The organism is Agrobacterium sp. YIC 4121 (assembly GCF_002008205.1).
Classification (GTDB): Bacteria; Pseudomonadota; Alphaproteobacteria; order Rhizobiales; family Rhizobiaceae; genus Agrobacterium; species Agrobacterium leguminum.
This window is the reverse complement of the sequence record NZ_MRDI01000003.1, coordinates 256,340-269,208: the sequence shown is the minus strand read 5'-3', so window position 1 is coordinate 269,208 and position 12,869 is coordinate 256,340. Positions and strand designations below refer to the sequence as shown.

At 61.2% G+C, this 12,869-nt stretch carries 12 protein-coding genes; 2 read left to right on the top strand and 10 right to left on the bottom strand.

What is annotated here, in order from left to right:
* Position 1: 1 nt before the first annotated feature.
* From uraH to BTE54_RS05525, 8 genes are all read right to left on the bottom strand, one after another.
* Entirely contained in the window at positions 2 to 358 is a 357-nt protein-coding gene (gene uraH, locus BTE54_RS05560) for a hydroxyisourate hydrolase (protein WP_078051731.1), read from the bottom strand.
* Positions 355 to 855 carry an ureidoglycolate lyase gene (locus BTE54_RS05555; protein WP_078051730.1) on the bottom strand — a complete coding sequence of 167 codons (501 nt, stop codon included), beginning with the start codon at positions 853 to 855 and terminating at the stop codon, positions 355 to 357. The genes uraH and BTE54_RS05555 overlap by 4 nt, the downstream gene beginning before the upstream one ends.
* Before the next feature lie 3 nt (positions 856 to 858).
* On the bottom strand, positions 859 to 1,221 hold the full coding sequence (locus BTE54_RS05550) for a DUF86 domain-containing protein (RefSeq protein ID WP_078051729.1): 363 nt from the start codon (positions 1,219 to 1,221) through the stop codon (positions 859 to 861).
* Positions 1,218 to 1,508: a nucleotidyltransferase family protein gene (locus BTE54_RS05545; RefSeq protein WP_035220685.1), complete on the bottom strand. Its 291-nt coding sequence runs from the start codon at positions 1,506 to 1,508 to the stop codon at positions 1,218 to 1,220. The genes BTE54_RS05550 and BTE54_RS05545 overlap by 4 nt, the downstream gene beginning before the upstream one ends.
* 53 nt (positions 1,509 to 1,561) lie before the next feature.
* A complete protein-coding gene (gene uraD / locus BTE54_RS05540; protein WP_078051728.1) occupies positions 1,562 to 2,059 on the bottom strand; it encodes a 2-oxo-4-hydroxy-4-carboxy-5-ureidoimidazoline decarboxylase in 498 nt (165 codons plus the stop codon).
* Positions 2,059 to 2,982, bottom strand: a complete 924-nt coding sequence (gene puuE, locus BTE54_RS05535; protein WP_078051936.1) for an allantoinase PuuE — start codon at positions 2,980 to 2,982, stop codon at positions 2,059 to 2,061. Before puuE ends, uraD begins: the two co-directional genes overlap by 1 nt.
* A 202-nt stretch (positions 2,983 to 3,184) precedes the next feature.
* Positions 3,185 to 3,892: a DUF1045 domain-containing protein gene (locus BTE54_RS05530; protein WP_003524263.1), complete on the bottom strand. Its 708-nt coding sequence runs from the start codon at positions 3,890 to 3,892 to the stop codon at positions 3,185 to 3,187.
* Positions 3,893 to 3,988: 96 nt separating this feature from the next.
* The gene (locus BTE54_RS05525; RefSeq protein ID WP_078051727.1) at positions 3,989 to 5,197 is read right to left on the bottom strand and encodes an FAD-binding oxidoreductase; all 1,209 of its coding nucleotides are present in this window, start codon (positions 5,195 to 5,197) and stop codon (positions 3,989 to 3,991) included.
* Here BTE54_RS05525 and mnmD point away from each other — a divergent pair.
* Positions 5,196 to 5,951, top strand: a complete 756-nt coding sequence (gene mnmD / locus BTE54_RS05520) for a tRNA (5-methylaminomethyl-2-thiouridine)(34)-methyltransferase MnmD (protein ID WP_078051726.1) — start codon at positions 5,196 to 5,198, stop codon at positions 5,949 to 5,951. The two genes, BTE54_RS05525 and mnmD, sit on opposite strands and share 2 nt — an antisense overlap.
* A gap of 31 nt (positions 5,952 to 5,982) precedes the next feature.
* Here mnmD and BTE54_RS05515 read toward each other — a convergent pair whose 3' ends face one another.
* A complete protein-coding gene (locus BTE54_RS05515; protein ID WP_198939081.1) occupies positions 5,983 to 9,654 on the bottom strand; it encodes a response regulator in 3,672 nt (1,223 codons plus the stop codon).
* Between the two features lie 507 nt (positions 9,655 to 10,161).
* Between BTE54_RS05515 and BTE54_RS05510 the strand changes: the two genes are divergently transcribed.
* Positions 10,162 to 11,634 carry a DEAD/DEAH box helicase gene (locus BTE54_RS05510; RefSeq protein WP_078051724.1) on the top strand — a complete coding sequence of 491 codons (1,473 nt, stop codon included), beginning with the start codon at positions 10,162 to 10,164 and terminating at the stop codon, positions 11,632 to 11,634.
* A 232-nt stretch (positions 11,635 to 11,866) separates the two neighbouring features.
* On the opposite strand, the gene BTE54_RS05505 is transcribed toward BTE54_RS05510, so the two are convergent.
* The gene (locus BTE54_RS05505) at positions 11,867 to 12,775 is read right to left on the bottom strand and encodes an EamA family transporter (RefSeq protein WP_078051723.1); all 909 of its coding nucleotides are present in this window, start codon (positions 12,773 to 12,775) and stop codon (positions 11,867 to 11,869) included.
* Between the last annotated feature and the right edge of the window lie 94 nt (positions 12,776 to 12,869).

Here is a 12,869-nt window from a genome sequence, read left to right as displayed (position 1 = left end):
ATCAGCTTCCTCGATAGGTGGAATAGCTATAAGGCGAAAGCAGAAGCGGCACATGGTAATGGCCGCTCTCATCGGCAATGCCGAAGCGGATCGGGATAATATCGAGAAAGGCCGGCTCCGGCAGTACAACACCCTTGCCGCGCAGATAATCGCCGGCATGGAAAACCAGCTCATATTCCCCGGCCCTGAAATTGTCGCCGACGAGCAGAGGCCCGCCATCGACACGGCCGTCGCTATTGGTCTTCACTGTCTTCAGCTTCTCGCGGCGATCGCCGGAGAGCCGGTAGAGCTCGATCGTCAGTCCTTCTGCGGGCGTGCCATGGGCGGCATCGAGGACATGGGTGGTCAAACCGGTCATGGCTTGGGCTCCGCGATCATATAGGGCTTGTCGAAAAAATACTCTTCCAGATTGTTACCCGGCCCATCACGGTCGGCAACCAGAAAATCCGAAACCGCCTGCAACGGCATAAGCGGATAGTGCCAGACATTGCGGCGGTAATTCACGCCCTGATCGCCCCGCGCCAGAAACACCTGCGGCCGGCCGGGCCGGCCGCCGTCGTCATCGGCGACGACCACGAGGAAGGGTCGGCCGGAAAGCGGCGAAAAACTCTGGCTGCCAAGCGGATGCCGTTCCATCATCTCGATTTGATGCGGAAAGGCGCGCGGCTGCCCGCGGAAAATATTGAGGATGACACGCGCACCCTCCCCCGCCGCCTCCGGAGCTGCGAGCGCATGGTGCCGCTCGGTCTGACCGCCATTGATATGCCGCATGGAAGAGGGTGTCGTTTCGATCACATCACCGAAGGATGCGAAAGCCTCTTTGGTGAGAGGTTTTATGTCGAGAAAATCAGTCAAATGTCATTCACCTTGGGCATGCCAGTTTCGGAGGAGGGAGAGACGCGCCTGCAAATCCGGAATGCTCTGCGTTATCGTTTTCCAGACGACCGAGAGCTCCGTCCGGAAATAATCATGCACGATCAGATTGCGCATACCCTTCATCTTGATCCAGGGAATTTCCGGGTGCTGCTGTAAAAATGCGGGGTAATGCCTGTCGAGCTTGGCGACCGCCTCGCCAATCAGGGCAAGGGCCATCATGACCGCCATCTGCGTCCGCGTGTCGGAAGAAAAAGCGGCCTCATCCATATCCTGAATGAAATCCCGTATTCTGGAGGCGGCAACATCCATCTCCTTCAGATAGAGCAGAAGCCGATCCGTGCTCATACCGCTTTGGCTTCCTTCAAAACGCGCGCCCGTATATCCGAATGCAGGCCGCCCGAGGTGACGACGTCAACCTCCACACCAAGCAGCGCCTTCAATTCCTCCAGCAAACCGCCGAGATCGAACAATGTCGTACCCGGCAGCGCATCCACCAGAATGTCGAGATCGCTGTCCGGCCGGTCCTCGCCACGGGCGACGGAGCCGAACACGCGCGGGTTTGCCGCGTTGAAGCGTTTCGTCGCTTCGCGGATCGCTTCCCTGTTCTTTTCCAGCACCTCGGAAGGTCTCATGATCTTCATCTCCAGACAGCGCGATTCTAGCAGAACGGCCACCACTCGCCAATTCAGCCTTCCGGCAACATCGCGGAAAGGCGCAGCCAGGCGATCTTCTCCACCTGCGCCGTCGCCGTCTCAAATTCTTCGGCTGCACCGTTGCCGATGCGCGTCTCGAAGGCAGCTAGAATATCATGCCTGTTCAGCCCCTTGACCGCGATGATGAAGGGAAAGCCGAATTTTTCGGTATAGGCGCCGTTCAACGCGGTAAAACGAGCGTGCTCTTCCGGAGTAAGCCGGTCCAGCCCCGCACCGGCCTGTTCGTTGCGGCTGTCGGCCGTCAACTCGCCCGCAATCGCCAGCTTGCCGGCAAGATCGGGATGCGCCCGCAACACGCCGAGCCTTTCCGCCTCGGAAGCAGCGCGAAACTGCGCACAAAGCACGGCGTGAACCGCCTTCGCCGTCAGTTCCAGGCCGGCTCCGCCAGCATCATAGGCCCGTTCGGCGATGAAGGGCGAATGTTCGAACACGCCGCCGAAACGGGTGACAAAGTCCTCACGCGTCACCATCAAAGCACCTCCGGCTTATGATGTTCATGCCAGTGACGGGCAATCTCGATGCGCTGCGGGATCCACACTTTCTCATGCCCGAGCACATATTCGATGAAACGGCGAAGTGCCGCCGCGCGGCCGGGACGGCCGACAAGGCGGCAATGCAGGCCGACGCTCATCATCTTCGGCGCGCCCTCGACGCCTTCCTGATAAAGCACATCGAAAGCATCCTTCAGATAGGTGAAGAACTGGTCGCCGGAATTGAAACCCTGCGGCGTGGCGAAACGCATATCGTTGGTTTCGAGCGTATAGGGAATGATAAGGAACGGCTCGTCCTTCGCACCCTTCACCCAATAGGGCAGATCGTCGGCATAGGAGTCCGAAGAATAAAGGAAACCGCCCTCTTCCATGACAAGGCGCAGCGTATTGTCCGAAGGCTTGCCCTGATACATGCCGTAAGGACGCTCGCCGGTAACCTCCGTGTGCAGACGCACAGCTTCGACTATGTGCTTGCGCTCTTCTTCTTCGGAAAAATCCTTATATTCCAGCCAGCGGTAACCGTGGCTTGCGATTTCCCAGCCCGCTTCCTTCATCGCCGCGATGGCTTCCGGGTTGCGGGCCATGGCGGCGGTCACGCCATAAACGGTGGTGGTGACGCCGAGACCGGTGAACATGCGCCACAGCCGCCAGAAGCCGGCGCGCGAGCCATATTCATAGATCGATTCCATGTTCAGGTTGCGCTGGCCGGGCCAGGGCTGGGCGCCGACGATTTCCGACAGCAGCGATTCCGAAGCCTTGTCATTGTCGAGAATGCAGCTCTCGCCGCCCTCCTCGTAATTGATGACGAATTGCACGGCGATGCGCGCGCCGCCCGGCCATTTCGGATCGGGAACATTGCGGCCATAGCCCACCAGATTGCGGGAGTAGTTTTCGGAAATCATGCAGCCACCCAGAACATCTCTCCCAAGGCGGAAACCGATTTCGGGAGACATAAAACAGATCTCCGAAGCGCGATGACCCAAGGGGCGCAACAGACACTTCAGATATGCGATATCCGAACGGTAGCATCCGCATCCGGAATGTCGAGATCAATCTTGCCGACATTCCGATGCTTTTTTGTATACGATTACTGCGACGTGCCCTTCAGGCGATCTTTCGGGCGGAAACACGGCCCATGGGGTGAAGCGAGTGTACCCGGAAAGGCGCACCCGGTTCATCCTCGATGAAAAGCGCAAGGCTGGAAAACTGCAGGGATCGGGTCAGCAGCGGCTCGAAAACCTTGCGCACGGCCCGCTCAATCCTCTGGCTGCTGGAAGCTTCCACACCGCCCGTCAGGGACATCTGGAACCGGAACTCATCCATCACATGCGGGCTGCCCCAGCGATGCAGATTGGTGAGTTGCGAGGCCGAAAGCCGGTCCGGATCAGCGCGCTCGATTTCCGCGTCGGAGAGCGGCGCCCGGTAACGGTCGAATTCCTGCACCACGCGGGCGGCAAAGAAATGCAGCACTTCGCAGGGGCGCTCGGGAACGAGGCTGAAGACATTCTCCTGCCTTGCCACCACCAGTTGCGGCAGTGTGAAGGGCTCCTGCCTGCCGGAAAAATACATCAGGTCACGCAGAAGCGCCGCCTCGGAATGCCCCTCCGCAAGACGGAAGGGGGCCTTGATCGTGCCATGGAAACCGTAACGGCGCGGCAGGGCCGTATGGTAGGAAATCTCCTGCATGCCGAGATCGATCATGCCTGGCGGCTCCACCGCCTGACCGGAATAGGCATCGCGCCCCAACCACGCGGCAGCCGCCTGCGTCAGGGGGTCATTGGGGGAAGGCGTGAAATGAATGGCGTATCGCATGCACTGTCACCTCGCCGCAAATGCGGACAAACCGGCCTCGTTGCAGGCCAGCAAATAAGTGATTTGCGTGACAGATTAACGACGTGGGCGGCCTGATCAGAACTTTCTAAAGTCCGCGGTGGCAATACTCACGTGTTGTTGAAGGTGAAAGCCCGAGGGGATGACAGGCGTGTGACCGCACACGGTCTGCAACGCCGCATCGGCAAGAAAATGCGCAAGCCCGAAGCTGACCTTGAAGCCGCCGGTCAGCGCAACGAGCCTCGGATGGCCGGGGATCGTGCCCACCATCGGGTCCCTCCCCACCGCCTTCGGGCGCAGCCCGGCCCAGCGTTCCAGCACCGGCGCGCCAGTAAGCGAGGGAACAACGGCAGACGCTTCCGCAAGCAGTTTTTCGAGCATTTCATCGGTACTGAAGGGATCGGAAAAACAATCTTCGCTGGTACTGCCGATCGCGACCGTGCCATCCTCATGCGGCACGATATAAAGACCGTTCAGGAACACGACCGGCATCGCCGGATCGGCTGCCGCGTCGAGAAGTGCTGCCTGCCCCTTAACCGCCTGCCCCAGCGTCACACCGGCCTCCAGGCCGAGGGCAGCGCGGATCAGGGGGAAGGCACCATGGCCGTTGGCGACGATGACATGGCCGAAAGAAACCGCGTCGCCCGACGACAGCACCGCCCGCCCGGCATCCGCGTCGAGCGAAAGAACGCGGCAACCTTCCGCCAGCCGCACATGCCGCGCCTTACCGAGAAAAGCCGAAAGAAGGGCGATCATCGCACGTGGCGAAACCCGCGCCGCCAGCGTATCGAACACGAAACCCGCCTCACCCGCCGCATCATCCACCCAGCCCGCGACCGAAGGCCTGTCGCCGACATGCCAATGGAACCGGCGCTCGCCCGACACCCAGTTCTCCAGCGCATCCCGTTCGTGCCGTTCGGCAATGGCGCGCAGATGCGGCCTCGGCAGCGGAATGATACGGCCTGAGCGACGGTAGCCGGCGGAAAGCCCGGTTTCCGCCTCCAGCCCGGCAATCTCTTTTTCCAGCGCAATGAGCGCATCGAACTGGAATTGCTTCTTGTCCGACCAGCGGTCCGGCATATGCGGCATCAACGCGCCCAGCAGCCCGCCGCTGGCGCCGCCGCCGGGGCGATCCGCCTCCACCAGCAATGTATCGATGCCGAGCCGCTCCGCCTTGACGGCGGCCCACAGCCCCATGATGCCGCCGCCGACGATGAGAAGCGGCACGGAAGCCGGCAATCTTGGAGATTGACCCTGTTCGAAAGCGGGATTATCGGCTTTAGCCATGAAACATTCCAACGAAAATATCACAGAGACCGGCGCAGCGGCCGGTTCACCGGCCGGGGAAACCCCCACCGCGCTCGACTGGCGTGACGGGGATATGCCCTATTCACTGGCCTTTGACGACCATTTTTATTGTCAGACGGACGGCAGGCTGGAATGTGGCCATGTCTTCCTCTCCGGAAGCGGCCTGCCAGAGCGTTGGCTCGAACGGGAGGGCGCCTTCCGCATCGGCGAACTGGGCTTCGGCACCGGGCTTAACCTCTGCGAGACATGGCGCCAGTGGAAAGAGATGCGCAACGGCCGCTCCACACTGCATTTCATCTCCTTCGAACTCTACCCGATGAAGGCGGAGGAAATCGACCGGGCGCTTTCCCGCTGGCCGGAAGTGGATGCCGAACGCAAGGCGCTCACCGCCCTCTGGCCCGCCGAGCCGAAAGGACGGGTCGAAATCCAGCTCGATGACGAAACGCGCCTGACGGTGGTCTGTGGCGAAGCGCTCGCCGGCATTTCCGCAAGCGAGGAAAGTTTCGACGCCTGGTTTCTCGATGGCTTCGCACCCGCGCGCAATCCGGACATGTGGTCGCTGGAAATCATGCAGGCGCTTTTCGCAAAGACGGCGCCTGGCGGCACATTCGCCACCTATGCCGCCGCCGGCTTCGTTCGCCGCAACCTCATCGCCGCCGGTTTTGAGCTGGAGCGCCGGAAAGGTTTTGCCGGAAAGCGGGAAATGCTCTGCGGGACCAAACCGTTCGGCTGACGCGAAGCACAGCGATGTTTCGGTCGAAAAGTCACACGCCCGGCACGTCGCGGCGCGGCATGTTTTCGCCCAGCCATTGCGCGATCTTGTCTTCGAGCGTTTCCGGGCTGATGGGCTTCGACAGATAATCATCCATGCCCGCCTCCAGGCATAGTTCCCGATCCGCCTCCTGCGTATGGGCGGTAACGCCGATGATCGGCACATGCCGGCCGTCGGCGGCGGTCCGTTCCGCGGCGCGGATGGCCTGCGTCGCCTGATGTCCGTTCATGACCGGCATCGAAACATCCATCAGGATGATGGCGGGATTGTTCTCCTGCCACGCCTGCACGGCCTTCTTGCCATTGCCGACGATCAGAAAGCGCAGACCCGCCTGCTGCAATATCTGGGTGAAGACAATCTGATTGACGTCATTGTCCTCGGCCACCAGCACATCGAGAAGGCTCGGCCGATGCCGCGCCAGCACCGCCGTCGATGCGGCATCGCGCTGCTTTCTTTCGGCGGAGCCTCTTTCCGGCAGGACGGCGCCATCACCCAGACCGTCACGCGGGGCCGGAGTTTGCCGGGCGCGTTTCAGCCGCACATCGCGCACCACATCGAAGAGGGTGGAGCGCAGGAGCCGCGCCCGCGCCGGCTTCATCAGATGCGCCTGCACATTGAGATCGGTAAACAGCGTCTCGTCGCCGACGACATCCATGGAGGTCAGGAAAACAATGGCGATGTCGTCAAAGCGCGCATCCGCCCGGATCCGCTCCACCACATCCAGCCCGTTCATGACAGGCATATGATAATCTAGAACGATGGCGTCGATGGAAAAACCGAGCGAGGCCGCCTCCTCAAGCACGGCGATGCCGGAAGGCCCGTCTTCCACCGCGTGGCCGTCTATGCCCCAACTGCGCAACTGCTCCGTCAATATGCGGCGATTGACGTCGTTATCGTCGATGACGAGCACGCGGATATCTTCGATCGCCACGGAAAGAAGCGGGAGGTCGCGCTGTCTCTCGGTCACCTGAAACGGAATATTGACCTCGAAGGTCGATCCCCTGCCGACATCGCTGACGACCTTGATCGCGCCGTCGAACAGGCCGACGAGACCGACCGTGATCGCCAGCCCCAGCCCCGTTCCCTCGTGCCGGCGCGTCGCGGAGCCATCGACCTGACTGAACTTGTCGAAGATGGTTTCAAGCTTGTCGGCCGGAATGCCGATGCCGCTGTCTTCGACGCGCAGTGACAGAATGGCCTCGGAGGCTTCCGCCGAACGCGCCGAAAGCTCGACCAGCACATGCCCCATTTCGGTGAACTTGACGGCGTTTCCAACGATATTGGTGACGATCTGCCGAAAGCGGCCGGCATCGCCGATGACCTTGCCGAAGACAGAAGCATCGATGCGGACGATCAGCTCTATGTCCTTTTCCAGCGCCGCCGAGGACAGCAGCGACACCACATCCTCGACCGCCTCCGCCGGATCGAAGGGCACGCTGCGCAGCCTCATCTGCCCGGCCTCGATCTTCGAGAAATCGAGAATGTCGTTGATGATCGTCAGAAGCGCATTGCCGGACTTGACGATGATATCGGTAAAGGTCTTCTGGCGCGTATCGAGATTGGACTTGGCCAGAAGCTCCGCCATGCCGAGAACGCCGTTCATCGGCGTGCGGATTTCATGGCTCATATTGGCCAGGAATTCCGATTTGGCCCGATCCGCCGCTTCCGCACGCGATAGCAGCCGCTGCAATTCCTCTTCACGCAGCTTCATCTCGGTCACATCGGTGACGATGATGAGCCAGTAATTGCCGGAACTGTTGGTGGCCTCCAGATTGAGCCAGCTTTTGCCGGCGACATGGATGAGCCAGGAAAACGGCCGGTTGGCGGCGATATTCTCCCTCCAGGCGCGCAGCGTCTCCGCAGCCTCCCCGGCCGTGCCGAAATCGCCGCGCCCGGCGCAATGGGCGAAGAAACCCGACCAGTTGCAGCCCTTTTCCAGAAGATGCGGCGGCACGTCGAACATGCGCGCCATCGCCTCGTTGGACATGATGATCGTGCCCTGCTCGACCAGCACCAGCCCCTGCGCCATGGCGCGGGTAGCGCCCTGCATATATTCGCCGACCCGCTCCAGTTCGGCCTTCGCCTTGCTGATCTCAACATCGCGCATGCGCACATCGGTGACGTCGGCATAGGTGCTGAGGATTTTCCCGCCTTCGAGCCGGGTTTTCGAAATCACCGTGACCTTGCCGCTTTTGCTGCGCACCTCGCGGGGCGCAAAGACCTCCTCCTTCAGAAGCCGCTGCACCCGCTCGCCATAGACCTCATCGAAAGGCCTGTCGCCATAGTCATAAAGGCCGCTGTCGAAATTCATCTCCATGAATTCGCGATAACTTTTGCCGACAAGCGACTTCTCGCCGCCGATCTCGCCCCAGACCTCATAAAAGAACGGATTGACATATTCGATGACGAGATCGGCGCTGAGCAGCAGCACGCCCACCGGCAGGGCATGGAGAACCGCTTCAAGCTGGCGGTGCAGCGCCTCAGCCTCGGCCTGCGCGGCGATCAGCGCCTTTTCCCGGTCCTGCAACAGGCTGGCATCGGTGACCGAGCCGACCAGATAATAGTCGTCATCCGGCGTCGCGACCCGGCCGAGCCTTGTGATGACGGGAATGGCGCCGCCATCCGCAAGCGGAACGCTTCCGGTCTTTTCAATGGCTTCCCCGGTTCGCAGAATATGCTCGTTTTCCCGCTGGAACTGCGGGCCTTCCTCCGGAAACATCTCGCATTCGGTCTTGCCGATATGGTCGGCGAGGCTGCCGCCCAGAAATTTCTCATAGGCCGCATTGGCAAAGGTCAGCCGCCTGTCCTGATCCCGCAGGAACACGCCGACCGGCAATTGCTCAAGCGCGGCGCGCAGAAGCCAGGTCTCGCGGATCTGCGTGCTCAGAAGCGTCTCATGCGCCTTGAACTCGGTGACATCCACCCGCAGTCCCACCAGCATGCCGTTTTCCAGCCGCTTGTTGACCATGCGCACCCAGCGGCCATCGGCAAACTGCTCCACCCTTTCGAGATAGGGCAGGGAAAAATCCCGCAGTTGCTCCTGCATCCACCCTTCGAACGCCGGATCGCCGGCCTTCGCATCGCGGTAGCCGCTCGAAAAATAAATCGCCCTCATCAGCGTCTCGAGCGGGACGCCGGCCTTCAGGTCGACACCGAGCGCGCTGTAGAATTCCCTGAAGCGGGTATTGCAGTAGACCAGCCGGTTTTCGCGGTCATAAATCACGATACCCGCATCGACGAGATCGATCACGCCGCTGCCGAACAGCAGCTCCGAAGCGCTGTCGGCTTGCGGAAAAACCTCCACGGCGGCGGACGGCATATCCTCGAACGCTTCGAACAGGAACAGATTGCCGTCGTCACCGGTGAAACGTTCGCAGCGAAGCGTGTATGGCCCGGACGCCCCCCCACCATGGCAGGCAATCATCTCATCCGTGGCGAAGACCAACGAGCGGCGCTCCCTGTCCTCGCGCTCGGCATCGCGAATATCGGCGGAAAGGGAAAGGCTGGTGTGTCCCTTGAATGCCCCGGGCGGGCGCCCCATGATCCGGGCATAGGCGGAATTGACCGCGATATAGCGAAGTTCGCTGTCCTTGATGCACGCGGGCAGGTCCAGGGCGGCAACGGCCCTGCAAGCCTTTTCCAGCAACCCGCAGCCTTCGGTCAATCGATACTCCACACCTTGCAGTCCATTCCTGTCGAATCAAATATTTCCGGACGCCATGGCAAAAAACGTTATGTGAGAAAATCGATCTTTGCTATGTATCCGACGGTGTCGTTACCCTTTTTTAACCATAATTCTTCGCTGGCGCCCGCACCGTCCCGGCAATCGCCGGCTAACGGTACGCATGGCTGCCATGCGCCCTCAAGCGGCGGCGTTACAAAACTATCGCTTGACTTTGACGCGCAAAACGCCCACATGGCCCTCAAGCTTTCACCTTCGGCAGCCGCGTGAGCTGCAGCGTATGACCGGAAAGACGTCCTTAAAATAAGGAATCTGGCCCGCATGAAGGAAAAGCGCAAAGAATACAGAAGACGGCATGTGCCGCACTGATGCGCAGAAAGTTATTCCAACCCACAAGTTCCCAATTCACGCGGGGTTCTTGACGCCGAAACCGCCGGACAGCAGCCCTGTTCCGGACGATTGGTTTTTGGCGCCCCGAAAGGCATTATATTGACCAGTTTTAGCGAACTCGGCCTCTCCGAAAAGATCGTGGCCAGCGTTACCCAGCTTGGCTATACGACCCCTACTCCCATTCAGGCAAAGGCCATTCCGCTGCTGCTCGAAGGCCGTGACCTGATCGGCCTCGCACAGACCGGCACCGGCAAGACCGCCGCTTTCGGCCTGCCCATCATCGAAATGCTGATGAAGCAGGCGGACCGCCCGGCAAACCGCACCTGCCGCACGCTCATCCTCGCCCCCACCCGCGAGCTGGTGAACCAGATCGGCGAAAACCTGCGCTCCTTCGTGAAGAAGACGCCGCTGCGCATCAACCAGGTGGTCGGCGGCGCATCGATCAACAAGCAGCAGCTTCAGCTCGAAAAGGGCACGGATATTCTGGTGGCGACCCCCGGCCGCCTGCTGGACCTCATCGCCCGCAACGCCATCTCGCTTTCCAAGGTCACCTATCTGGTGCTCGATGAAGCGGACCAGATGCTCGATCTCGGCTTCATCCACGATCTGCGCAAAATTTCGAAGATGGTGCCGGCCAAGCGCCAGACGCTGCTCTTCTCGGCCACCATGCCGAAGGCGATCGCCGATCTCGCCCACAGCTACCTGACCGATCCGCTCAAGGTGGAAGTGACCCCGCCCGGCAAGGCAGCCGACAAGGTGGAGCAATATGTTCACTTCGTCGCCGGCAAGAACGACAAGACCGAGCTTCTGAAGAAGTCGCTCAACGAAAACCCGGATGGCCGCGCCATCGTGTTCCTGCGCACCAAGCACGGCGCTGAAAAGCTTTACAAGCATCTCGAACATATCGGCTTCAAGGTCGCCTCCATCCACGGCAACAAGAGCCAGGGCCAGCGCGAGCGCGCTCTCAAGGGCTTCAAGGACGGTGAGATCAAGGTGCTGGTGGCAACCGACGTCGCTGCCCGCGGCATCGACATTCCGGCCGTCACCCACGTCTTCAACTACGACCTGCCGGAAGTGCCCGACGCCTATGTTCACCGCATCGGCCGTACCGCCCGCGCCGGTCGCGACGGCATCGCCATTGCGTTTTGCGCCCCGGACGAAACCCGCCTGCTGCACGACATCGAAAAGCTGATGAAGATCGATATTCCGGTCGCCTCCGGCGAACGCCCGGCCGGTCTTGCGAGCCCAACGCGCCCCAACAACAACCGCGGCGGCCGCAACAACAATGGCGGCCATCAGCGTGGTCCCCGCGAAGGCGGACGTCACAACGGCGAATCCCGCCCGTCGCGCCACCACGCACCGCGCGAAGCGGACAACGATCTGGAAGTCACCTCCGACTTCAAGCGCGTCAAGCAGGCTGAAGGCGATGCAGGCCGCCCGGCCGGCCCGCGCAAGCACCGTCGCCCGGCCCGCAAGCCCGGTGGCAGCGGCGCCAACCGCCACGCCCCTGCCGGCGGCAACGGCCAGGAAAAGCGCGCTTCCGGCAACGGCCATCGCGGCCGTAACCGCTAAGTTGCTCTAATGGATTAAGGACGCCCGGCATTGCCGGGCGTTTCTTCTCCCCGCCGGGGAGAAGGTGGCCCGAAGGGTCGGATGAGGGGGCACCGCTGCCGTATCTCACCACCCTTGCCCCCTCATCCCGCTGCCGCGACCTTCTCCCCGGCGGGGAGAAGAAACAAGCGGCACGCGCTCGCCAATAATCAAGCCCCGCAGCCACAGCCAGCCAGCGGGGCTTTGCTTTCCCTCACCCGCCCTGCGCGACCGGACGACGCCGTGACGGCAGGGTCATGGCCAGCACGCCGGCAATGACGCAGACGAGCCCCACCCACATGGCAGGTGTCGGCATTTCCCCCAGGAACGCCATGCCGATGGCGACGCCGACCGGCACCCTGAGATAGGCCTGCGACGTCGTGCCGACGGAGCCTAGCGTCTGCATCAGCCGGAAATAGATCATAAAGGCGAGCGCGGTCGAAAACACGCTGAGGCAAAGGAGCGCCGTCAGTGACGCCGCCGAAGGCGACAGCGTCCAGGGCCGGTCGACGATCAGGCTCACGGGCAACAGGAAAACAGCGCCGCAGATAAGCGAACCCGCTGCCGGCATGATCGGATCGAGCCCCTTGAAATTTTTACTGAAAATAGCCGCACAGGCATAGGAAAAAGCCGCCGTCAGCACGGCGAGCTGGCTCCATATCGCCTCGCCCGCACCGCTCAGTGCCTCGACACCGATGATGAGGCACACGCCCGTCATGCCGGCAATGGTGCCAAACAGCTTGCGCCCGCTGACCGGCTCATGGCGGATAACGAGTGCGGTGAGAAGAAAGGTGAAGATCGGCGTCGTTGCATTGAGAATGACGGCAAGACCGGCATCGATGCTCTGTTCCGCCCAGGCGATCAGCGTGAAGGGCAGAACGCTGTTGATGCAGGCCTGAATGAAGAACAGCCGCCATGTCGCCAAATCCGTGGGCAGGCCCAGCCCGCGCAGCCGGATCACCGCAAAGAGCAGCAGACCGGCGATCAGGGTTCTCGAGGCGATGAAGGTGATCGGCGGTATCGTCTCCACCCCGATCTTGATGAAAGTATAGGATGCGGCCCACAGCGTTGACAGCAAGGCAAGAAACAGCAATTCGCGGGCGATGGGGTTCTGGGAGGTCACGGATCGATTTTCCAACTGCGTTCAGGATGGCCCGTTCTTAATCCGAAAACAAGCATCTATGCTTCGGCCACGGCCGAAGCTTTAATCCTTCTCA

Bases quoted from the DNA above. Each gene is read 5' to 3' on its own strand.
- uraH (WP_078051731.1), bottom strand. From the start codon at position 358: ATGACCGGTTTGACCACCCATGTCCTCGATGCCGCCCATGGCACGCCC.
- BTE54_RS05550 (WP_078051729.1), bottom strand. From the start codon at position 1,221: ATGAGCACGGATCGGCTTCTGCTCTATCTGAAGGAGATGGATGTTGCC.
- BTE54_RS05545 (WP_035220685.1), bottom strand. From the start codon at position 1,508: ATGAGACCTTCCGAGGTGCTGGAAAAGAACAGGGAAGCGATCCGCGAA.
- uraD (WP_078051728.1), bottom strand. From the start codon at position 2,059: ATGGTGACGCGTGAGGACTTTGTCACCCGTTTCGGCGGCGTGTTCGAA.
- puuE (WP_078051936.1), bottom strand. From the start codon at position 2,982: ATGATTTCCGAAAACTACTCCCGCAATCTGGTGGGCTATGGCCGCAAT.
- BTE54_RS05530 (WP_003524263.1), bottom strand. From the start codon at position 3,892: ATGCGATACGCCATTCATTTCACGCCTTCCCCCAATGACCCCCTGACG.
- mnmD (WP_078051726.1), top strand. From the start codon at position 5,196: ATGAAACATTCCAACGAAAATATCACAGAGACCGGCGCAGCGGCCGGT.
- BTE54_RS05525 (WP_078051727.1), bottom strand. From the start codon at position 5,197: ATGGCTAAAGCCGATAATCCCGCTTTCGAACAGGGTCAATCTCCAAGA.